At 69.7% G+C, this 20,220-nt stretch carries 21 protein-coding genes and 1 other RNA gene; 13 read left to right on the plus strand and 9 right to left on the minus strand.

Features of this window, described 5'->3' with window-relative positions; all coding sequences use genetic code 11:
• Window positions 1-103: 103 nt before the first annotated feature.
• The 3 genes from ACIBVP_RS15265 to ffs all read right to left on the minus strand — a co-directional run bounded on the left by ACIBVP_RS15265 (window position 104) and on the right by ffs (window position 3,104).
• Window positions 104-514: an NUDIX domain-containing protein gene (locus tag ACIBVP_RS15265; RefSeq protein WP_396106723.1), complete on the minus strand. Its 411-nt coding sequence runs from the start codon at window positions 512-514 to the stop codon at window positions 104-106.
• A 2-nt stretch (window positions 515-516) separates the two neighbouring features.
• On the minus strand, window positions 517-2,685 hold the full coding sequence (locus tag ACIBVP_RS15270) for a germacradienol/geosmin synthase (protein ID WP_396106724.1): 2,169 nt from the start codon (window positions 2,683-2,685) through the stop codon (window positions 517-519).
• A 324-nt stretch (window positions 2,686-3,009) separates the two neighbouring features.
• Window positions 3,010-3,104, minus strand: an RNA gene (ffs, locus tag ACIBVP_RS15275) — signal recognition particle sRNA small type.
• A 60-nt stretch (window positions 3,105-3,164) separates the two neighbouring features.
• On the opposite strand from ffs, the gene ACIBVP_RS15280 reads away from it, so the two are divergent.
• Window positions 3,165-5,132 (plus strand): DNA polymerase III subunit gamma and tau, encoded by a 1,968-nt coding sequence (locus tag ACIBVP_RS15280; protein ID WP_396106725.1) that lies wholly within the window; start codon window positions 3,165-3,167, stop codon window positions 5,130-5,132.
• Here the strand turns inward: ACIBVP_RS15280 and ACIBVP_RS15285 are convergent.
• Window positions 5,129-5,959, minus strand: coding sequence for an N-acetylmuramoyl-L-alanine amidase (locus ACIBVP_RS15285; RefSeq protein ID WP_396106726.1), 831 nt, complete (start codon window positions 5,957-5,959; stop codon window positions 5,129-5,131). The genes ACIBVP_RS15280 and ACIBVP_RS15285 overlap by 4 nt on opposite strands.
• A gap of 78 nt (window positions 5,960-6,037) precedes the next feature.
• Here ACIBVP_RS15285 and ACIBVP_RS15290 point away from each other — a divergent pair, with 78 nt between their 5' ends.
• Genes ACIBVP_RS15290 through ACIBVP_RS15325 form a run of 8 tightly spaced genes read left to right on the plus strand, consistent with a single transcriptional unit; the run spans window position 6,038 to window position 13,321 of the window.
• Window positions 6,038-6,346 carry a YbaB/EbfC family nucleoid-associated protein gene (locus ACIBVP_RS15290; RefSeq protein ID WP_396106934.1) on the plus strand — a complete coding sequence of 103 codons (309 nt, stop codon included), beginning with the start codon at window positions 6,038-6,040 and terminating at the stop codon, window positions 6,344-6,346.
• A gap of 4 nt (window positions 6,347-6,350) precedes the next feature.
• Window positions 6,351-6,947, plus strand: coding sequence for a recombination mediator RecR (gene recR, locus ACIBVP_RS15295; RefSeq protein ID WP_396106727.1), 597 nt, complete (start codon window positions 6,351-6,353; stop codon window positions 6,945-6,947).
• Window positions 6,944-7,519 (plus strand): uridine kinase, encoded by a 576-nt coding sequence (locus ACIBVP_RS15300; RefSeq protein ID WP_396106728.1) that lies wholly within the window; start codon window positions 6,944-6,946, stop codon window positions 7,517-7,519. Before recR ends, ACIBVP_RS15300 begins: the two co-directional genes overlap by 4 nt.
• Before the next feature lie 44 nt (window positions 7,520-7,563).
• On the plus strand, window positions 7,564-9,231 hold the full coding sequence (locus ACIBVP_RS15305) for an ABC transporter substrate-binding protein (protein ID WP_396106729.1): 1,668 nt from the start codon (window positions 7,564-7,566) through the stop codon (window positions 9,229-9,231).
• A 19-nt stretch (window positions 9,232-9,250) separates the two neighbouring features.
• Window positions 9,251-10,273: an ABC transporter permease gene (locus ACIBVP_RS15310; protein WP_396106730.1), complete on the plus strand. Its 1,023-nt coding sequence runs from the start codon at window positions 9,251-9,253 to the stop codon at window positions 10,271-10,273.
• Window positions 10,270-11,205 (plus strand): ABC transporter permease, encoded by a 936-nt coding sequence (locus ACIBVP_RS15315; protein ID WP_396106731.1) that lies wholly within the window; start codon window positions 10,270-10,272, stop codon window positions 11,203-11,205. The genes ACIBVP_RS15310 and ACIBVP_RS15315 overlap by 4 nt, the downstream gene beginning before the upstream one ends.
• Window positions 11,205-12,203, plus strand: a complete 999-nt coding sequence (locus ACIBVP_RS15320) for an ABC transporter ATP-binding protein (RefSeq protein WP_396106732.1) — start codon at window positions 11,205-11,207, stop codon at window positions 12,201-12,203. Before ACIBVP_RS15315 ends, ACIBVP_RS15320 begins: the two co-directional genes overlap by 1 nt.
• Window positions 12,200-13,321, plus strand: coding sequence for an ABC transporter ATP-binding protein (locus ACIBVP_RS15325; RefSeq protein ID WP_396106733.1), 1,122 nt, complete (start codon window positions 12,200-12,202; stop codon window positions 13,319-13,321). The genes ACIBVP_RS15320 and ACIBVP_RS15325 overlap by 4 nt, the downstream gene beginning before the upstream one ends.
• Before the next feature lie 379 nt (window positions 13,322-13,700).
• Here ACIBVP_RS15325 and ACIBVP_RS15330 read toward each other — a convergent pair whose 3' ends face one another.
• A complete protein-coding gene (locus ACIBVP_RS15330) occupies window positions 13,701-14,318 on the minus strand; it encodes a maleylpyruvate isomerase family mycothiol-dependent enzyme (protein WP_396106734.1) in 618 nt (205 codons plus the stop codon).
• A gap of 62 nt (window positions 14,319-14,380) precedes the next feature.
• On the opposite strand from ACIBVP_RS15330, the gene ACIBVP_RS15335 reads away from it, so the two are divergent.
• Window positions 14,381-15,025 (plus strand): NAD(P)H-binding protein, encoded by a 645-nt coding sequence (locus ACIBVP_RS15335; RefSeq protein ID WP_396106735.1) that lies wholly within the window; start codon window positions 14,381-14,383, stop codon window positions 15,023-15,025.
• Between the two features lie 72 nt (window positions 15,026-15,097).
• Here ACIBVP_RS15335 and leuA read toward each other — a convergent pair whose 3' ends face one another.
• Window positions 15,098-16,888, minus strand: a complete 1,791-nt coding sequence (gene leuA, locus ACIBVP_RS15340; RefSeq protein WP_396106736.1) for a 2-isopropylmalate synthase — start codon at window positions 16,886-16,888, stop codon at window positions 15,098-15,100.
• Between the two features lie 247 nt (window positions 16,889-17,135).
• On the opposite strand from leuA, the gene ACIBVP_RS15345 reads away from it, so the two are divergent.
• From ACIBVP_RS15345 to ACIBVP_RS15355, 3 genes are all read left to right on the plus strand, one after another.
• Window positions 17,136-17,429 carry a hypothetical protein gene (locus ACIBVP_RS15345; protein WP_396106737.1) on the plus strand — a complete coding sequence of 98 codons (294 nt, stop codon included), beginning with the start codon at window positions 17,136-17,138 and terminating at the stop codon, window positions 17,427-17,429.
• A 24-nt stretch (window positions 17,430-17,453) separates the two neighbouring features.
• A complete protein-coding gene (locus ACIBVP_RS15350) occupies window positions 17,454-17,753 on the plus strand; it encodes a hypothetical protein (protein ID WP_396106738.1) in 300 nt (99 codons plus the stop codon).
• 102 nt (window positions 17,754-17,855) lie between these two features.
• Window positions 17,856-19,313 (plus strand): FadD3 family acyl-CoA ligase, encoded by a 1,458-nt coding sequence (locus tag ACIBVP_RS15355; protein ID WP_396106739.1) that lies wholly within the window; start codon window positions 17,856-17,858, stop codon window positions 19,311-19,313.
• Here ACIBVP_RS15355 and ACIBVP_RS15360 read toward each other — a convergent pair.
• From ACIBVP_RS15360 to ACIBVP_RS15370, 3 genes are read right to left on the minus strand one after another with little or no spacing between them, the layout of a single operon-like run.
• Entirely contained in the window at window positions 19,276-19,440 is a 165-nt protein-coding gene (locus tag ACIBVP_RS15360; RefSeq protein ID WP_396106740.1) for a hypothetical protein, read from the minus strand. The two genes, ACIBVP_RS15355 and ACIBVP_RS15360, sit on opposite strands and share 38 nt — an antisense overlap.
• Window positions 19,434-19,577 (minus strand): hypothetical protein, encoded by a 144-nt coding sequence (locus tag ACIBVP_RS15365; protein ID WP_396106741.1) that lies wholly within the window; start codon window positions 19,575-19,577, stop codon window positions 19,434-19,436. Before ACIBVP_RS15365 ends, ACIBVP_RS15360 begins: the two co-directional genes overlap by 7 nt.
• A gap of 47 nt (window positions 19,578-19,624) precedes the next feature.
• Window positions 19,625-20,212, minus strand: coding sequence for a TetR/AcrR family transcriptional regulator (locus ACIBVP_RS15370; protein WP_396106742.1), 588 nt, complete (start codon window positions 20,210-20,212; stop codon window positions 19,625-19,627).
• Between the last annotated feature and the right edge of the window lie 8 nt (window positions 20,213-20,220).

The raw sequence follows: 20,220 nt of genomic DNA on the forward strand, positions 1-20,220 counted from the left end.
ACAACCTCGTGAGCTGTGGACAAACCTCGTGGTCACAGCGGTCACGCGACCCGCATTGTCGGTCCCCGCCCGTACGCTGGTGATCGGGGGCCGGTGGCCGTCCTCACCACTCCACGTGGCCGTACGTGACGCCGTTCCGGTACTGCGTCACTCCGGCCGCGGTGTACGGGACGGTGTTGTCCGGCAACGTGGCCGCCCACCGCAGGCCGCCGCACTTGTGCGGTTCCGCGTTCACCGGTTCGCCGCGCCACGACTCGGCCTCGAAGAAGAAGCCCACCCTCGGCGCCTCGCCCGGGCGCTGGACGTGCACGACCGTCGCGAGCCGGGCCGCGTCCACCTCGACCGCGACCTCCTCACGTGCCTCCCGCACGGCCGCCGCCAGCGGTTCCTCGCCCGGCTCGACCTTGCCGCTCGGCAGGTTCCACAGCCCGTCGGCGTACCCCGTGTTCTCCCGCAGCGCCAAGAGGATCCGCGACCCGCGCACGAACAACAGGAACACGTCGAGGGCGACCACCCTCAGGACACCAGATGCCGCGCAGCCGACGTGCCCAGACCGCTCAGCGCCCCGACCCGCACGGGCACCGACGACACCTGCGCCCGCAGGTCCTCCTCCGTGTACCGGTGACAGCCGCGGTGCCAGTTCAGGATGCCCGCCAGCCAGTCCCGCAGCTCATGCACGTACTCGAGCAACGCGCCGCGCGCGTCGGCGGACAGCTCGTCGAGCACCGCGGGCAGTTCGGCGGCCACGACGTGCTCGAACTGCTCCACCCGCGCCCTGAGCAGGTCGTTCACCACCTCGAACGCGCGCTCCTGCGAGCACGACAGGAAGTTCCGCACGACCAGCACCGCGTTGTGCAGCTCGCCCTCGTACTCGATCTCCTTGCGGTAGGAGAACATGTCGTTGATCAGGCACGCCGAGTCCATGGCCGCGTTCTCCAGCGACTGCACCGGCCGCGTGCGGTAGACGTGTTCCGGCAGCACGCCGAGGTGCGCGATCCGCGACAGGCTCTTCGTCATGTCCGAGCCGAACGTGCGCCGCCGCATCTCCACGTAGTCCACCGGGTCGGGGATGCGGTTCAGCCGCTGGTTGTCCAGCTCCCACAGCCAGCTGTCGAGCATGATCACGACCGAGTCGCGGAACATTCGGCGCGCGGGGACCTCCATCGGGCCCGCGGTGCGTGCCCAGAGATCGGCGAGCGCGCGTTCCAACGCGGTCGCCGGAAGGACCGTCGGCACCGTCAGCTCCACCGGCATCAACGCCTTGAGACGTTCGGTGGCGGCACGCGCACTGGCGATGTCACCGCCTCGCCCCCACACGCGTGGGTACAGGTCGTCGCCGTAGGTGCCCCATGCCAGCCACGCGGACGAAAGGTCCAGCGCTTCCGGTGTGGCGGACGGGTGGATGCCCGCGGCGCACAGCGGCAGGTCGTTGTCCCGCAACGCCTGCTCGTCCCACACGCCCTCGGACAGGATGCCCATCGACCGGCACCACGTCACGACGTTCTCGCGGGCGGCGTCGAGGTGCGGCGACAGGTTCAGTTCGAAGGGGACGTACATCTCCGGCAGGTCGTACGACCCGACCGGTTCGAACGGCACGTGGCTGAACGCCCGCGCCCGCTGCGGCGCCGTGCCGGCGAGCGACCGCACGATCCGTGCCGCGGACGTGCCGATCCCGGCGGGCCCGTCGAGCGGCCGGGCGGTCTGGTTCATGTAGCGCGACGAGCGCAGGTGCCATTCGTGGCCGCCGGACTGCCAGTCCTGCAGGCCTTTCACGTACGCGGCCACCCCGGCGGGTTCGGCGCCGTGCTCGGCAAGAAGGGGTGGCACCTCGGTCAGTGCGGTGTGTTCGAACTGGTGCAGCCGCGACGTCAGCAGATCGTTGACCGCGTCGGCGGCCTCCTGGGTGGACAGCCCGAGGAATTTCTCGAACACGAGAATGCCGTTGGAGAGTTCACCTTCGTCGAGCACTTCGCGTTCGTAGGAAAAGATGTCGTTGCGCAGGTGGACGGCGTCGGCGAAGGTGTCGCGCAGCACGGTCAACGCCCGGCTGCCCGCGACGGAAGCGGGCACCTCGGCGCCCACGGCGTGCTCGATCAGGTTCGCCGACCACGGCGCACCACCGACCTTGCGCCGCATCTCGACGTATTCGATCGGATTCGAGACACGCCCCTCACTGATGTTGGCCAGCTCCCACAGAGACTCGTCGAGCAAGTTCTTGGTGCTCTCGACGAACCGCCGCCGAAAATCCGGGGAATGCGAAGGAACAGTACGCCCCCAGAGATCGGCGAGCCCCCGCTCCACCGGATTGGTGGGCTCGTCACCGATCTCCCCGTCAACCGGCATGAACAGGGCAAGCCGCTCCAGGTAGGCGTGCGCGGCAGGCAGGTCCCGAGTCCGCTTGAACAACTCAAGGAAGTGGTCGTCAAAGTAAAAAACCCAGACATACCAGTCCGTGACAAGTTCAAGATCAACCGAAGAACAATCCGGATGCGTATAAGCACACAACAAAGCATAATCATGGGAGTCGAAATCACTCTCATCCCAGATCTTGGCCCCGTTCTGCGGCACATCGATCATGTCCATCTCACGAGCCCAGCCCTTGCTGTGCTCCCGGGCCTGCTCGAGATGCGGATTGATCCGCGCCGGATAAGGCATGTAGAACTCCGGCAATTCGAACGGCTGCATAACGCCCCTTCCGCCGAGAAGACCCACTAGCAGGCAACCAGGACCAATCCCACCCGCCAACCCCCAACCCAAAAGAACACCCATTAGAGAAACCCGATCGCCCAACCAGCCCACCCCAGCAAACAGAGGGTGGCGAGCAACCAAAGCCGAAGCGAAGCGAGGCCCCCGAGGCCCCCCAAACCGACACCCGAAGGGAGGGAAACGTCACCAGGCTGGGTCAGGAACCAACAGCACCGTGGGGGGCTTGGGGGGCTCGGCCCCCCAAAACAACGACGAAGACCGACCCGGCGAGGTTGCGAAGCAACCGAGCAGGGTCGGCCAGAGGTCGAGGGACCCCACGCACCCGTCAGAGCTCGCTTATCCTTGCTGCCTTCCGGCCCTGGGGAGGTTCACGAGATGAACGCCGCATGGGGTCCACGGACAGTGTACCGGGCGGAGTTGGGGGCGAGCCTGTCGGTGTCGGCGGGTATGGTCCTGGCGTGGCGCTCGCCCTTTACCGCAAGTACCGGCCGGCTACCTTCGCCGAGGTCGTCGGGCAGGAACACGTCACCGAACCGCTTCGGACGGCCCTGGCCGCGAAGCGGGTCAACCACGCGTACCTGTTCTCCGGCCCGCGTGGGTGCGGCAAGACGTCGTCCGCGCGGATCCTGGCCCGTTCGCTGAACTGTGAGCAGGGGCCCACCCCCGATCCGTGCGGGGTGTGTGACTCGTGTGTGTCGCTGGCGCCCGAGGGGCCCGGCAACGTCGACGTCGTCGAGCTCGACGCGGCCAGTCACGGTGGTGTGGACGACGCCCGTGAGCTGCGGGACCGGGCTTTCTACGCACCGGCGTCGTCGCGCTACCGGGTGTTCATCATCGACGAGGCGCACATGGTCACCACGCAGGGTTTCAACGCCCTGCTGAAGATCGTGGAGGAGCCGCCGGAGCACCTCATCTTCATCTTCGCGACCACCGAGCCGGACAAGGTGCTGACGACCATCCGGTCCCGCACCCACCACTACCCGTTCCGGCTGATCCCGCCCAGCGCCATGCGTGAGCTGCTGGAACGCAACGTCGCCGCGGAGGGTGCGACGGTCGCCCCGCCGGTGTTTCCGCTGGTCATCCGCGCGGGTGGCGGTTCGGCGCGCGACACCCAGTCGATCCTCGACCAGCTGCTCGCCGGGGCGGGGGCGGACGGGGTCACCTACGACCGGGCGGTCGCGCTGCTCGGGGTCACGGACGTCGCGTTGATCGACGACGTGGTCGACGGGCTCGCCGCCAACGACGCCTCGGCCGTGTACGGGACCGTGGACCGGCTGGTGGAGGCCGGGCACGACCCCCGGCGGTTCGCTTCCGACCTGCTCGACCGCCTGCGGGACCTGGTGTTGTTGCGCGCGGTGCCGGACGCGGGCCAGCGTGGGCTGGTCGCCGCGCCCGGTGACGAGCTGGAGCGCATGCAGGAGCAGGCGCAGCGGCTCGGGCCAGCCACGTTGACGCGGTTCGCGGAGATCGTGCACACGGGGTTGATCGACATGCGGGGTGCCACCGCGCCTCGCCTGCTGCTCGAGCTGTTGTGTGCGCGGATGTTGCTGCCCGGTGCGGTGCCGACCGACGCGGCCGCCGACTCCGCCGTGCTGCAGCGGCTGGAGCGCATCGAGCGGCGGGTCACCGCCGGGCAGACCGCCGCCGCGGCGGAACCGGCGCCCGCCCAGACGCCGCTGCCCGCCGCACCGGCTCCGCCCGCACCGGCCCGGCCCGCGCCGCAGACGCCGCCGGCGGCCGAGTGGCCCGCCGCCCGGACCGCCGAGGCCCCGAGCCAGCCGAGTCCCGCCGCGCCCAGCCAGCCGAGTCCCGCTGACCGGGCGCCGGTCGCGCCACCGCCTCCGGTGACGACCCCGGCGCCCGCGGCCAGTGGGGCGATCGACGCGGCGGCCGTGCGCAGGCTGTGGTCCGAGCTGCTCGGTTCGGTCCGCAGGAACAGCCGCAGCACCGAGGCCATGCTGACCAACGCGACGGTGCAGTCGGTCGAAGGCGACGTCGTCACCATCGCGCACACCGCCGCGCCGCTGGCCCGCAGGCTCGCCGAACCACGGAACGTGGACGCCATCGCCAACGCGCTCAACGAGGTCCTCGGTGGGACGTGGCAGGTCAAGTGCGTGCACGCCGCGCAGAACGCCGCCACACATTCGGTGCAGCAGAAGCCCCGCACCGACCCGCCCACGTTCACGCGGCCGAACCAGCCCGCCGCCGCGCCGCAACAGCAACGGCAGGCGCCCGAGCCTCCGCGGCCCGCCGCACCGCCGCCTCCGCCGCCCGCTGACGAGCCCCCGCCGCCGGAGCCGCCGGACGACGACTACTTCGAGGACGACGGGCGTGCACCGGCGTCTCCCGCGCCCGTGGTGAACCAGGAAGAGGAGATGGTCAAGCTCCTCACAGACAAGCTCGGCGCCCGTCCGATCAACCGTTAGCCCAGGTAGGCGAGGATGCCGGCGGCGATGGCCGCCGCGTACGACGCACGGCCGGCCGGGTCGCTGAACGCGGCGGCCTCGGCGGCGTTGCGCATGTTGCCGCACTCCACGAGCACCGCCGGGCGCTCCGACAGGTTGAGGCCGCCCAGGTCGTCGCGGGGAGACAGGCCCGAGGAGCCGATGTAGCCCGCGGTCGCGAAGCCCTTCGCGACCATCGTGTCCCGCATGGTCGTGGCCAACCGCGTGGACGGCTCGCCCTGCGCCTCGTTCAGCGGCGGCGCCGAGTAGGCGATGTGGAAGCCGTGCGCGGACGTGTCGGTAGAGCCGTCGGCGTGGATGGACACGACGGCCGCGGCCCCCGACTCGTTGCCGATCGCGGCGCGACGGTCGACGCACGGGCCGACGCCGTCGTCGTCCGGCCTGGTCAGCACCACCCGCACGCCCCGCGCGGTGAGGAGGTCGCGGACCCGGACGGCGACGTCCCAGGTGAACGCGTGTTCCGGGTAGCCGGCGTCGGTCGCGGTGCCGGTCGTGTTGCACGCCTTCATCCGGCCGCGGCCCGCGGGCACCTGGCGGTTGATCTCGCCGGGGTTGGCCGCGTTCGCGCCGTTGTGGCCGGGGTCGAGCACCACCACGGGGGCCGGTTTCGCGGGCGGGACCGTCGTCGTGGTGGTGGGCGGGGGAGTGGTCATGGTCGTCGTGGCGGAGGGGGTCGTCGTGGAGGTCGCCAGGGAAGTTGTCGACGGCGTCGCCGAGGTCTGGCCGCCGCACGCGGCGAGCGCCAGCAACCCGATCACCGCGAGTACAGGTCTCCGCACGGCGCTCACCCTGCCACAGGGGCTCGCGACTACGCTGGGAGCAACCGACGAGAGGACGCGACAGTGCAACCCGGTGGCATGCCCGACATGCAGCAGATCCTGCAGCAGGCCCAGAAGATGCAGGAACAGCTCATGTCCGCGCAGGAGGAGCTGGCCAACGCGGAGGCGACGGGCTCGGCGGGCGGTGGTCTCGTCACCGCGATCGTGGCCGGCTCCGGTGAGCTGAAGTCACTGACGATCGACCCGAAGGTCGTCGACCCCGAGGACGTGGAGACGCTGGCCGACCTGGTCGTGGCCGCCGTGCGGGACGCGAGCGGCAAGGCGCAGCAGATGGCCGCCGACGCGATGGGCCCGCTCGCGGGTGGCATGGGCGGGCTCGGCCTGCCCGGTATGTGACCCCATGTACGAGGGACCGGTCCAGGACCTGATCGACGAGCTGGGCAGACTGCCGGGCGTCGGTCCGAAGAGCGCGCAGCGCATCGCGTTCCACCTGCTCGGCGCCGACCCGGCCGACGTGACCCGGCTGCAGACCGCGCTGCAGAAGGTCAAGGAGGGCGTGGTCTTCTGCGACATCTGCGGCAACGTGTCCGAGCAGCCGACCTGCCGGATCTGCCGCGACGCGCGCCGCGACCCGCGGGCGGTGTGCGTGGTCGAGGAGCCGAAGGACGTCCTGGCGATCGAGCGGACCCGCGAGTTCAAGGGCCGCTACCACGTGCTGGGCGGCGCGCTGGACCCGCTGTCCGGCATCGGTCCCGACCAGCTGCGGGTGCGTGAGCTGCTGGCACGGATCGGCTCCGACGACATCACCGAGGTCATCCTGGCCACGGACCCGAACACGGAGGGCGAGGCGACCGCCACCTACCTGGTGCGGATGCTGCGCGACTTCCCCGGCCTCACGGTCACCCGGCTCGCGTCGGGCCTGCCGATGGGCGGTGACCTGGAGTTCGCCGACGAGCTGACGCTGGGCAGGGCGCTGACGGGACGCCGCTCGGTATGACGGGCATCGAGCCGCGGCCGCCGCGCCTCGGCCGCACGACCCTGATCGCGGTCGACGGGCCGTCCGGTTCCGGCAAGACGACCTTCGCGGCGCGACTCGCCCGGGAGCTGGGCGGGGTCGTCGTCAGTACCGACGACTTCGCGACTTGGGACGATCCCGTGTCCTGGTGGCCACGCTTGGTGAACGACGTCCTCATTCCCATAGAAATGGGAAAAACAGCTTGCTACCAAAGGATCGAATGGGCTGACGGCCGTCCGTACCCCGGCTCCTACCGCCGGGTGGAGGTACCGGATCTGCTGGTCATCGAGGGTGTGTCGGCCGGTCGTCAGTCGATCTCCGACACGCTGTCCCACCTGGTGTGGTGTGAGCTTCCCAACGAGACCACTCGACTGGAACGCGCCGTGGCCCGCGACGGCGAGGCGGCGCGAAAATACCTGCTGACCTGGCAGGATTTCGAGCGCGGCTGGTTCGCGGTGGACCAGACCAAAGCCCGTGCTGAAACACTTGTCGACGGATCGGATACCGAAGCGTTACAGATCAGGACTTCACGTCCGAGCACTCGGACGGGATAGGGTCGGCGACCAAAGTGTGAGACTCGAACCCTCTGAGGTGCGTAATGGTCAACCCCCGCACGGTCCGCTTGGCGGCGCTCGGCTTCGCCGCCGCTGTCGCGCTGACCGCGTGCGCTGAATCGCAGCGCGGTTCCGAAGAAGAAGGTGGCGGCCAGACAGGCGGCACGATGACCTTCGCGACCGAAGGTGCGCCGAAGCTGTTCGACCCCTTCTTCGCCACAGACGGTGCCACCTTCCGCACCTCGCAGCAGATCTTCGAGGGTCTGATCGAGTTCAAGCCGGGTACCGCGGACCCCGAGCCGGCCCTCGCCACCAAGTGGGACAGCAGCGAGGACGGCATGACCTGGAACTTCGAGCTCCGCGAGGGCGTGAAGTTCCACGACGGCACCGACTTCAACGCCGAGGCCGTGTGCGCCAACTGGGACCGCTGGTACGGCCAGACGGGTGCGGGCCAGAGCCCGGCCGTCACCGGTTACTGGCAGGACAACTTCGGTGGCTTCTCGGACGGCAAGACGCCGTCGCTGTTCGAGTCGTGCACCGCGGAGAGCCCCACCAAGGCCGTGGTGAAGCTGACTCGCGCCACCTCGAAGTTCCCGGCCATCCTGGGCCTGCCGTCGTTCGCCATGCAGAGCCCGGCGGCCCTGGAGAAGTACAAGGCCGACGAGGTCGTGCAGCAGGGTGACAGCTTCGTCTACCCGGAGTACGCGACGCAGCACCCGACCGGCACCGGTCCCTTCACGTTCTCCAAGTACGACGAGGCCAACGGCACCGTCGAGCTGGTCCGCAACGAGGAGTACTGGGGCGACAAGGCCAAGCTGGACAAGCTGGTCCTGCGCGCCATCCCGGACGAGACCGCCCGCAAGCAGGCGCTGCAGTCCGGTGACGTGGACGGCTACGACCTCCCGTCGCCCGCCGACTGGCAGCAGCTGAAGGACGACGGCTACCAGCTGCTCATCCGCCCGGCCTTCAACGTCTTCTACGTCGGCATCGGCCAGAAGAACGTGCCCGCGCTGCGCGACCTGAAGGTCCGCCAGGCCATCGCCCACGCGATCGACCGCGAGGCGCTGGTCAAGCAGCAGCTGCCCGAGGGCGCCAAGGTCGCCGAGAACTTCTACCCGGACACCGTCGACGGCTGGACCGACGACGTGGAGAAGTACAACTACGACCCGGACAAGGCCAAGCAGCTGCTCGCCGACGCCGGTCAGTCGAACCTGACGGTCAACTTCTACTGGCCGACCGAGGTCACCCGCCCGTACATGCCGAACCCGCAGGACATGTTCGGCCTGATCCGGGGCAACCTGGAGGCCGTCGGCATCAAGCTGAACGTGGTCAGCAAGCCGTGGAACGGTGGCTACCTGGAGGACGTGGACCAGGGCAAGGCCGACCTGTTCCTGCTCGGCTGGAACGGTGACTACAACACGCCGGACAACTTCATCGGCAACTTCTTCTCCGACCCGAACAACCGCTTCGGCACCGGCAACTCGCCGTGGGGCAAGACGCTGGCCCAGGAGATCCAGGACGCGGACTCCGAGCCGGACGCCGAGAAGCGCAAGGGCATGTACGAGGAGCTGAACAAGAAGCTGAAGGCCGAGTACCTCCCGGCCGTGCCGATCTCCCACTCGCCGCCAGCGCTGGTCGTGGCGGAGAACGTGAAGGGGCTCGTGCCGAGTCCGCTCACGGACGAGCGGTTCGACACGGTCAGCCTCGGCTGACAAACGGGAAACTACTTAGGTGCTTCGCTACACGGTTCGGCGGTTGCTGCAGCTTGTGATCGTCGTCGGGGTGCTGTCGCTGCTGCTGTTCGCGTGGCTCCGCTCGCTCCCAGGAGGGCCGGTCTCGGCCCTCCTGGGCGAGCGGGCGACCGAGGCCACCCGGGTCCGGCTCACCGAAGAGCTCGGCCTGGACCAGCCGATCTTCGTCCAGTACTGGAAGTTCGTGGCGCGTGCCGCGTCCGGCGACTTCGGCGTGTCCACGGGCGTGCAGCCCGGGCGCACCGCCACGGAGGTCTTCCTCCAGCGCTTCCCGGCGACGCTGGAGCTGTCGATCCTCGCGATCATCCTCGCGATCGCGATCGGCATCCCGCTCGGTTATCTCGCCGCCCGCCGCAGGGGCGGCCTTCTGGACAACCTCTCCATCGTCGGTTCGCTGGTCGGCGTCGCGGTGCCGGTGTTCTTCCTGGCGTTCGTGCTCAAGCAGGTGCTGGCCGTCGACCTCGGCTGGTTCCCGACGGCCGGGCGCCAGACCGGTGGCATCGACGCCACCCGCGTGACCGGCTTCTTCGTGCTCGACGGGCTCCTGACGCAGGAGTGGGACGCGGCGTGGGACGCGCTGCGACACCTGATCCTGCCCGCGATCGCGCTGTCGAGCATCCCGTTCTCGGTGATCTTCCGGATCACCCGCGCGTCCGTGCTGGACGTCCTCGACGAGGACTTCATCCGGACCGCCGAGTCCAAGGGCCTCACCACGCCGGTCATCCGCCGCCGTCACGTGCTGCGCAACGCCATGCTGCCGGTGGTCACGACCATCGGCCTGCAGACGGGTGCGCTGCTCGCGGGTGCCGTGCTGACCGAGAAGGTGTTCGCGTTCCCCGGCATCGGGCAGGCGCTGGCGCTCGGGTTCGAACGCCGTGACTACCCGGTGCTGCTGTTGCTGATCCTCTGTGCCGCCGGGGTGTTCGTGCTGATCAACCTGCTGGTCGACCTGTCCTACGCGTTGATCGACCCACGCATCCGCACGGCGGGTGGTGCCCGATGATGAGCACGAAGACCAAGATCGACGCGCTCGCCGCGACCGCGGGCAAGGTCGGCGACGACCCGGGCGTGAGCCTGGCCGCGGCCGCGTGGCGGCGGCTGCGCCGCAACCCGGTGTTCATCACCGGTGCGGTGATCATCTCGGCGTTTGTGATTCTCGCGATCCTCTCGCCGTTCATCGCGCCGCACGACCCGGCCGACCCGATGCTGGGCGACCAGGTCGTGAAGGCACGCAACGAGATCCCCGAGTCGCAGCCCGGGCACCCGCTCGGCGGTGACCAGGTCGGCCGCGACCTGCTGTCCCGCCTGCTGGTCGGGGCTCAGCAGACGCTGCTGGTCGGTGTGCTCGCCACGCTGATCGGGCTCACGGGCGGGGTGATACTCGGCACGCTGGCCGGTGCGCTCGGCGGCTGGGTCGACAGCGTGGTCATGCGGGCGGTCGACGTCATGCTGTCGATCCCGGGCCTGCTGCTGGCGGTGTCGATCGGTGCGCTGTTCGCGCAGCCCAACATCTACACGCTGATCGTCGCGGTCGCGACCGTGCAGATACCCATCTTCGCGCGGCTGCTGCGCGGTTCGATGCTCGCGCAGCGGCACAGCGACCACGTGCTGGCCGCCCGTGCGCTCGGCGTGAAACAGCGGGCCATCGTGTTCCGGCACATGCTGCCGAACTCGCTCGGCCCGGTGATCGTGCAGTCCACGCTGGTCCTCGCGATCGCGATCATCGAGGCGGCGGGCCTGTCGTTCCTCGGCCTCGGCAACCCGGACGACCGGGTCCCGGAGTGGGGTCAGATGCTCGGCCGGGCGCAGAACGTCATCGACAGCCACCCCCAGCTCGCCTTCTGGCCGGCCGGCTGCATCATCGTGGTGGCGCTCGGCTTCACGCTCATGGGTGAGTCGCTGCGCGAGGCCCTCGACCCGAAGAGCAGGCGGTAATGGCTCTACTCGAAGTACGTGACCTGCGGGTCGTCTTCCAGCGCAAGGGCGAGGAGCCGTTCACCGCGGTCGACGGTGTCGACTTCGACGTCGAGCCGGGGCAGACCGTGGGCCTGGTGGGCGAGTCCGGCTGCGGCAAGTCGGTCACCGCCATGTCGATCATGGGTCTGCTGCCCAAGCGCGGCAACCGGGTCACCGGCTCGGCGAAGTTCGAGGACACCGAGCTGCTCACGCTGTCCGACCGGCAGATGCGCGACCGGCGCGGCCGCGACCTGGGCATGGTGTTCCAGGACCCGCTGTCGTCGCTGAACCCGGTCATCCCGATCGGTCTGCAGGTCACCGAGGTGCTCGAGCGGCACCGCGACATGTCCCGCCGCAAGGCCTCGGTCGAGGCGGCGGACCTGCTGGACAAGGTCGGCATCCCGGACCCGCGACGGCGGCTCGACGAGTACCCGCACCAGCTGTCCGGCGGCATGCGGCAGCGCGCGCTCATCGCGATCGCGCTGGCGTGCAAACCGCGGTTGCTGATCGCGGACGAGCCGACCACGGCGCTCGACGTGACCATCCAGGCGCAGATCCTGGCGCTGCTGGCCGAGCTGGTGCGCGACACCGGCACCGCGCTGATCATGATCACGCACGACCTGGGTGTGGTCGCGGGCCTGTGCGACGAGGTCAACGTGCTGTACGGCGGCCGCGTGGTCGAGCGCGGCGGACGGCACGACCTGTTCCAGGTGCCCCGCCACCCGTACACGCACGGCCTGCTGCAGTCGATCCCGCGGCTCGACGCGCCCAAGGGCGAGCGGCTCTCGCCGATCCGCGGGTCCGTGGCCGACAACATCCCGTGGACGTCTGGCTGCGCGTTCGCGCCCCGTTGCCCGAACGCGACCGACGTCTGCGTCGAGGTGACACCGGAGATGGTGCCGGACGGGGTGGGTTCCGTGCGGGGCGAGCGGCTGTTGCGCTGCCACAACCCGGTTGCTCAGGAGGTACCCGCGTGACAGCGCCATCGACCCAGCCATTGGTCGAGGTCGACGACATCAAGGTCCACTTCCCGATCAAGCGCGGGATCGTGCTGGACCGGACCATCGGCTACGTGTACGCGGTCGACGGTGTCGACCTGTCGATCAACAAGGGCGAGACGTACGGCCTGGTCGGCGAGTCCGGCTGCGGCAAGTCGACGCTCGGCCGCGCGATGCTCAAGCTGACCGAGCCGACCGGCGGCAAGGTCGTCTTCGACGGCGTGGACCTCTCGGCCATGAAGGGCGAGAAGCTCCGCACCATGCGGCGGCGCATGCAGATGGTCTTCCAGGACCCGATGTCGTCGCTGGACCCGCGCCAGTCGGTCGAGTCGCTGCTCATCGAGGGCATGCGCGCGCACGGGCTCGACAAGAGCAAGGAGTCGACCGGGCGACGTCTGCGTGAGCTGCTGTCGGCCGTCGGCCTGCCCAGCACGGCGCTGCGAAAATACCCGCACGAGTTCTCCGGCGGCCAGCGTCAGCGCATCGGCATCGCCCGCGCGCTGACGGTCGAGCCGGACCTGATCGTCGCGGACGAGCCGGTGTCCGCGCTCGACGTTTCCGTGCAGGCGCAGGTGATCAACCTGCTGGAGGACCTGCAGGAGGAGTTCGGCCTCACGTACCTGGTGATCGCCCACGACCTGGCGGTGGTCCGGCACATCTCCGACCGCGTCGGCGTGATGTACCTCGGTGGCCTGGTCGAGGAGGCGACCTCGGACGACCTGTACGCCGAGCCGCTCCACCCGTACACGCGGGCGCTGCTGTCGGCCGTGCCGGTGCCGGACCCGACGGTCGAGGACCGCCGCGAACGGATCCTCCTGGCCGGTGACCTGCCCTCGCCCGCCCGTCCGCCGAAGGGCTGCCGCTTCCACACCCGCTGCCCGTGGCGGCAGGAGTCTCGTTGTGACACGGAGCGGCCCGCGCTGCGGGAGATCACGCCCGGTCACCGGGTCGCGTGCCACTGGGCGGAGGACATCCGCGACGGCAGGATCCGCCCGCACGAGGTGAAGCCGGAACTGGTGGAGATGGAGTGGGACACCAAGGCCGACGACGCGACGCTGGCCGGCCCCGCCTCCGTCACAGAGACCCTGGGCCCCTGACAACCGCCGCTCCACAAACACCACCCCGCGAGTCGCGCGCGCGGACATAGTGAGTTGTCAGTTTCGTGCAGACGCCGGGGCTGACCGATGTGCATGAAACCGGCAACTCGTTGTGCGCGGGCGCGCGACTCGCGGTGCGTGTGTAACCCGGCGAGTCGCGTGCGCGGACATGGTGAGTTGTTGGTTTCGTGTAGGTGCTGGGCTGGTCGGTGTGCATGAAACCGGCAACTCGTTGTGCGCGGGCGCGCGACTCGCGGTGCGTGTGTGAGCTGGCGAGTCGCGTGTTCGGGCATGGTGAGTTGTTGGTTTTGTGTGGGTGCTGGGCTGGTCGGTGTGCATGAAATCGGCAACTCGTTGTGCGCGGGCGCGCGACTCGCGGTTACAGTGTGATGTTGTTGCGGGCTGGGCCGGACAGCGTTGCCAGGCCCGTTGGGCGGCCGGTGGCGACCATGAGCAGGTCGCCGACCGGGCCGCGTAGCTGGTGTGGGCCGTCGCCCGCCGACCAGTCGCAGTCCGTCGCTTCCAGGCGCATGTGCGCGAACCGCTTGCGGGCGCCGTAGAACCTGCTGGTCAGGATGTGTTCCAGCGAGGCGATCGTCGGCTCGAGCGGCATCGGGCGGGCGAGGCCGAGCGGGCGGGCCACGTCCTGGCCGTGCACGATCGCGTCCAGCAGCGGATCGACCTCCGCCGCTCCCGGGGCCCGGCGTGGCGACCCCGCGGTCTCCCGTAGCTGCGCGATCAGTTCCTGCCTGGTGTGCCTCGCCGCGATGTCGCGTGCCAGGTGGTCCACCATGCGGTTCCAGTCGCCGCGGGCGCGGACCATGCCCGTGAGCACCGTCCGCCACGTGGTGCGGGTGGACGTGGTCAGGTGGGCGGCCACGTGCAGCACGGACCAACCCGCGCACAGGGAGGGTGCCTGCCACTGGTGTTCGTCCAGGCTCTCGAAGAGGTCGGCCAGGCTGAGTCGTTCGTCTCGGGTCCAGTCGAGGATCGTCATGCCATCCCCACGAACGGGAATCGGCCGAATGGACATCTGGTCATGACCAATATCCTGACGGCATGGTGGTCACGGTGCTCGGCTCGTCCGGCCGGACCGGGCGGCACATCGTGCGTTTGCTTGTGCGACAAGGACATCAAGTGCGTGCCGGGGTGCGGGATGGGCGTCGCAAGGAAGCCGTCGACGGGCTCGGTGCCACGCCTGTCGTCGCGGACCTGTGCGTCCAGCCCGACGAGCTGGTGGACGTGTTCACCGGTTCCGACGTCGTGATCAACGCGGCCGGGGCGGCTGATCCCGACCCGGCCGCGGTGGCGCTGATCGACCGGGACGGCGCGACGAAGGCGGTCCGTGCCGCCGAACGGGCCGCCGTCCGCCGCTACGTCCAGCTGTCCGCGCAGTTCGCCGACGCGCCCGACCAGGGCGACCGGCTCGTCCGCTCCATCCTGTACGCCAAGCAGGTCTCCGACGCCGCGCTCCGGCGGTCCACTCTCGTGTGGACGGTCGTGCGGGCGGGCACGCTGACCGACGAACCCGGTACCGGACGGGTCACGATCGCCGGTCACCTGTCCGCGGGCCGGGTGCCGCGCCAGGACGTGGCGGCCGTGATCGCCGCCTGCCTCACCGAGCCACGCAGCGAGAACCGCGGCTTCGACCTCCACAGTGGACGGACGCCCGTGCCGGCCGCTCTTGCCGCGCTCGACCGATAAGCGAGCGGACCGGAGGATGATCTTTTGCGGGGGCGGGTCTCGTCAAGGGGTTGCCGGACCCGCCCCCATTGCTCAGCGCGAGAAGCGGTTGACCGCCGACACGACCGCGCGCAGCGACGCCGTCACGATCGAGCTGTGGACGCCGACCCCCCACAGGGTGCGCTCGCCGATCGAGCACTCCACGTACGCCGCGGCCCGCGCGTCGTCGCCCGCCGTGAGCGCGTGCTCGGTGTAGTCGAGGACCCGCACGTCGAAGCCGACTGACGCCAGCGCGTCGACGAACGCGGCGATCGGGCCGTTGCCGGCGCCGGTGATCTCGTGCCGGTCGCCCTCGACCTCGACGACCGCGGTGATCTCGTCGTGGCCTCGGCCGTCGTCGGAGATCCGGTGCTCACGCAGCACCAGCGGCGCCGAGTGCTCGAGGTACTCGGACGAGAACGTCGACCACATCAGCGACGGCGACACCTCGCCGCCCTCCGAGTCCGTGTACCGCTGCACGACCTGCGAGAACTCGATCTGCAGGCGGCGCGGCAGCTCCAGCTGGTGCTCGGTCTTCATCACGTACGCGACGCCGCCCTTGCCGGACTGCGAGTTCACGCGGATCACGGCCTCGTACGTGCGGCCGACGTCCTTCGGGTCGATCGGCAGGTACGGGACCTCCCACGGGTGGTCCTCCACCGGGTGGCCCGCGCGTTCGGCGGCGTCCTTCAGCGCGTCGAAGCCCTTGTTGATCGCGTCCTGGTGCGAGCCGGAGAACGCGGTGAACACCAGGTCACCGCCCCACGGGTGGCGCTCGCCGACCGGTAGCTGGTTGCAGTACTCGACCGTGCGGCGGATCTCGTCGATGTCGGAGAAGTCGATCTGCGGGTCGATGCCCTGGCTGAACAGGTTCATGCCCAGCGTCACCAGGCACACGTTGCCGGTGCGCTCGCCGTTGCCGAACAGGCAGCCCTCGATACGGTCCGCGCCGGCCTGGTAACCCAGCTCGGCGGCGGCCACGCCGGTGCCGCGGTCGTTGTGCGGGTGCAGCGACAGCACCACCGAGTCACGACGCTCGAGGTTGCGGTTCATCCACTCGATGGAGTCCGCGTACACGTTCGGTGTCGCCATCTCGACGGTCGCGGGCAGGTTGATGATCACCGGGTGGTCGGGCGTCGGCTGCCAGATCTCGGTGATCGCGTTGCACACCTCGGCCGCGTAGGACAGCTCGGTGCCGGTGTAGGACTCGGGGGAGTACTCGAACCGGAAGTCGGTGTCGGAGTACTTGCCCGCCAGCTCGGCCACCATCTCGGCGGCGGAGGTGGCGATCTTCTTGATGCCCTCGCGCTCCTCGCGGAACACCACGCGCCGCTGGAGGATCGAGGTCGAGTTGTAGATGTGGACGATCGCCTTGCGCGCGCCCTGCAGGGCCTCGAAGGTGCGCTCGATCAGCTCGGGGCGGCACTGCGACAGCACCTGGATGCTGACGTCGTCCGGGACGGCGCCGTCGCTGATGATCTCGCGCACGAAGTCGAAGTCGGTCTGCGACGCGGCGGGGAAGCCGACCTCGATCTCCTTGTAGCCCATGCGTACGAGCAGGTCGAACATGCGCCGCTTGCGCGCAGGGGACATCGGGTCGATCAGGGCCTGGTTGCCGTCGCGGAGGTCCACCGCGCACCACTGCGGCGCCGTGGTGATCACCTTGTCCGGCCACGTGCGGTCGGGCAGCGTGATCGGCTCGACGACCTGGGCGAACGGCTTGTACCGGTGGACCGGCATGGACGAGCCGCGCTGCGTGTTCCAGGCGGGCTGGCTGTCGGGCGCGGGCCGGGACGGCATTCGGATGTTGCTGGTCGCGGCACGCTGTACGTCGGGAATGCTCATGATGTCGGGAGGCTCCTGCCTGCGGGTCTATGGACGTACGACCGGCAAGGCTTCGCCCCGCGGCGGGGAGCCGGTCTGGTCAGGCCCCGTCGCGGCAACGAAGGAGGAGAACACGCGCCACGGCCGACAGCCTAGCCACCGAACGTGGCGAACCAGAAGCCGGCCTCTCACATAGTGGGCCGAACGGCCTATCCGATTGCTCCCGCGTCACTGTTTCGTCACACGGGTGCCGGGCAACCCATGAGCCATGACAACTCGTAGATGGAGCCGCACGGGCAGTGGGACCGCTGCGCGCGTCGTCCAGCTCATCGGGGCGGTCTTCGCGCTCATCGAGGTCGTCTACATCCTGCTGCTGCTGTTCGGCGCGAACGCGGGCAACGCATTCTTCCGGTTCATCCAGTCGCTGGCGGAGCCGCTGGCGCTGTTCTGGCCTGGCCTTTTCAACATCGCCAACCGGTCGCTTGAGATCATCGTGAACTACGGCCTCGCCGCCGTGTTCTGGCTGGTCGTGGCGGGGTTGATCGCGCGGGTCGTATCCTGACGACGAACGTGCCAGACTCCCACCATGGCCACCGTGACCCGGTCGAGCGTGGTGGGAGTCCTGGCGGGCGTCGTCCGCTGGGCCGGGCTGCTCTTCGCATTGGTGCTGGTCGTGCACGTCCTGTTGACGGTCGGCCACGCCAACCCCGACAACGGCATCACCGAGTTCTTCTCGGCCGCCGCCGATCCGCTGGCGCTCGCGTTCAAGTCGCTCTTCACGCCGGCGAACGCCGAGTTGCGGGTGCTCGTGAACTACGGGCTCGCGGCGTTGTTCTGGCTGATCGTGTCGTCGGTTTTGTCACGCCTGATCCGTCGGCTTGCGTGACTGAGCCCACGGAGTCGCGCCCGGGCATTCGGTTGTCGGGGTGGCGCCGACCCAGGGGGTCCGGGCTTGTGCCCCTTGGATAGAACGTGTTCTAGTTAGCTCGTGGACACGATTCCCGCTGTCGTCGCTGCCGCGGCTCGTCGGTTCGGGGACGCGGAGGCGCTGGTCGACGGCGCCGTCCGCATGTCGTGGCGCGACGTCGGTGAGCAGGCCGTCGCCACCGCCGGGCTGTTCGCCGCCAACGGGGTTCGGCCCGGGGACCGGGTCGCCATCTGCGCGCCCAACACCCATCACTGGGTCATCGCCGCGTTCGGGTTGTTCGCCGCCGGGGCCACGCTCGTGCCCGTCAACACCCGGTTCACGGCCGCCGAGACCGCCGACATCCTCGACCGGACGCGTGCCAGGGCGCTGGTCGTCGTCGGGGAGTTTCTCGGCCGGGACCGCCTCGCCGAACTCCGCGACGGTGGTCACCGCGTCCCGGACTTCGTCATGACGGTCGACCCCGACCGGCCGTGGCAGCCGGTCGACCACCCCGCGCCGGACGTCGTGACCAGCCCGGACGACGTCAGCGACATCCTCTTCACCTCCGGCACCACCGGCCGCAGCAAGGGCGCCATGAGCGCGCACCGCCAGGCCCTCGGCGTTGCCAGGGCGTGGGCCGAGCTGGGGCAGGTCACGGCCGACGACCGGTACCTCGTCATCAACCCGTTCTTCCACAGCTTCGGCTACAAGGCCGGCATCCTCGTCTGCGCGCTGACCGGCGCCACGATCGTCCCGCAGGCCACCTTCGACGCACGTCAGGCCGCGGCCACCGTGCGGGCCGAGCGCGTCACCGTGATGCCCGGCCCGCCGACGATCTTCCAGACGATGCTCGACCTCCCCGGTGCCGACCTGTCGACCCTGCGCCTCGCCGTCACCGGCGCCGCCGTCGTGCCCGTGCCGCTCGTCGAACGCATGCAGCGCGAGTTCGGCACCGTCCTCACCGCGTACGGGCTCACCGAGGCGGTCGTCGCCACCATGTGCTCGCCCGACGACGACGCGACGACCGTCGCCACCACCTGCGGCAGGCCTGCCGCGGGGTTCGACCTGGCGCTGGGCGACCAGGACGAGATCCTCCTGCGCGGCCCCAACGTCATGCTCGGCTACCTCGACGATCCACAAGCGACAGCGCAGGCGATCGACGCCGACGGCTGGCTGCACACCGGGGACGTCGGCCGCGTCGACGAACGCGGCTACCTCACGGTCACCGACCGCCTCAAGGACATGTACATCAGCGGGGGTTTCAACGTGTACCCCGCCGAGGTCGAGCAGGCGCTGGCCCGGCTGCCAGGTGTCCGGGAGTCCGCCGTCGTCGGGGTGCCGGACGACCGGCTCGGCGAGGTCGGCAAGGCGTTCGTCGTCGGCACCGGGCTGTCCACTGAGGACGTCATCACGCACTGCGCGGGCCTGCTCGCCAACTACAAGGTGCCCCGCCAGGTCGAGTTCACCGACGAACTGCCGCGCAACGCGTCCGGCAAGGTGCTCAAGCGCGTGCTCCGTGCGGCAGGTACTCGAGCGTGAACAGGTTGCCGGCCGGGTCGACGGTCGCGGGCAGCCGCGCGCCGACGACGTTCCCCGGCTCCAGTTCGCAGCGGTACCTCGCCTCGAACGGCGGCACGCCGTCGCCGCTGACGCGCAGGCTCAGCACGTGGACGTCCGCCCGGCCCGGAGCAGCCGCTCGGTGTCCGACTTGTACTCGGCCGCGTCGAACCAGAGCGCGAACCCGCCCGGCAACATGATCAGCAGCAGCGCCAGCTCAGCGGAGCAGCGCCCGCGCCCAGACACTCTCGATCGACGCCTGCGTGCCGCCTTCGGCCGTCCTCTGATCGTCGTCAGGCGGTGATGCCGTCAAGAATCATCTTCAGGTATTGCTCGGCCAGTTGTTCGGGCGACAGGCGACCATCCTGTCGGAACCAGCGGACCGCCACCCACACCGAGTCGCGCAGGAAGCGGTACGTGACCGCCGGGTCGAGGTCGGCGCGGAAGGCGCCCGACTCGATGCCGTCGCGCAGCACGGTGGTCCAGATGCGGCGCACCTCGTCGTCGGCCTTCGACAGGTAGCCGAAGCGAGGGAGCGTCCGCAGGTAGTTGCGTTCGTTCTGCAGCACGGTGATCGCGGCGCGGTGTTCGCCGAGTGAGCGGAACGCCTCGGTGACCAGGCCGCGCAGCGCGGTGACCGGGTCGCCGACCGCGATCTCCCGGTACGTGGCGAGCAGCTCGTCCAGGTAGCTCGACAGCAGCTCGTCGAGGATCGTCTCCTTGGAGTCGAAGTGGTGGTACAGGCTGCCCGACAGCACGCCCGCGGCGTCGCCGATGTGCCGGACCGTCGTGGCCCGGTAGCCGCGTTCCGCGAACAGCTCCGCCGCGATCCGCACCAGGTCGGCACGCCGTGCCGACGGCTTGCCGCGCGTTTCCGCCATCTTCTCCA

Source organism: Actinophytocola sp. NPDC049390 (genome assembly GCF_044466355.1).
Lineage (GTDB): Bacteria > Actinomycetota > Actinomycetes > Mycobacteriales > Pseudonocardiaceae > Actinophytocola.

Coding starts and splice junctions, on each gene's coding strand:
- ACIBVP_RS15300 (WP_396106728.1), top strand. CDS start 6,944: ATGACGGGCATCGAGCCGCGGCCGCCGCGCCTCGGCCGCACGACCCTG.
- ACIBVP_RS15290 (WP_396106934.1), top strand. CDS start 6,038: ATGCAGCAGATCCTGCAGCAGGCCCAGAAGATGCAGGAACAGCTCATG.
- ACIBVP_RS15270 (WP_396106724.1), bottom strand. CDS start 2,685: ATGCAGCCGTTCGAATTGCCGGAGTTCTACATGCCTTATCCGGCGCGG.
- ACIBVP_RS15350 (WP_396106738.1), top strand. CDS start 17,454: ATGGCCACCGTGACCCGGTCGAGCGTGGTGGGAGTCCTGGCGGGCGTC.
- ACIBVP_RS15305 (WP_396106729.1), top strand. CDS start 7,564: ATGGTCAACCCCCGCACGGTCCGCTTGGCGGCGCTCGGCTTCGCCGCC.
- ACIBVP_RS15315 (WP_396106731.1), top strand. CDS start 10,270: ATGATGAGCACGAAGACCAAGATCGACGCGCTCGCCGCGACCGCGGGC.
- ACIBVP_RS15335 (WP_396106735.1), top strand. CDS start 14,381: ATGGTGGTCACGGTGCTCGGCTCGTCCGGCCGGACCGGGCGGCACATC.
- ACIBVP_RS15320 (WP_396106732.1), top strand. CDS start 11,205: ATGGCTCTACTCGAAGTACGTGACCTGCGGGTCGTCTTCCAGCGCAAG.
- ACIBVP_RS15370 (WP_396106742.1), bottom strand. CDS start 20,212: ATGGCGGAAACGCGCGGCAAGCCGTCGGCACGGCGTGCCGACCTGGTG.
- ACIBVP_RS15345 (WP_396106737.1), top strand. CDS start 17,136: ATGACAACTCGTAGATGGAGCCGCACGGGCAGTGGGACCGCTGCGCGC.
- leuA (WP_396106736.1), bottom strand. CDS start 16,888: ATGAGCATTCCCGACGTACAGCGTGCCGCGACCAGCAACATCCGAATG.
- ACIBVP_RS15330 (WP_396106734.1), bottom strand. CDS start 14,318: ATGACGATCCTCGACTGGACCCGAGACGAACGACTCAGCCTGGCCGAC.
- recR (WP_396106727.1), top strand. CDS start 6,351: ATGTACGAGGGACCGGTCCAGGACCTGATCGACGAGCTGGGCAGACTG.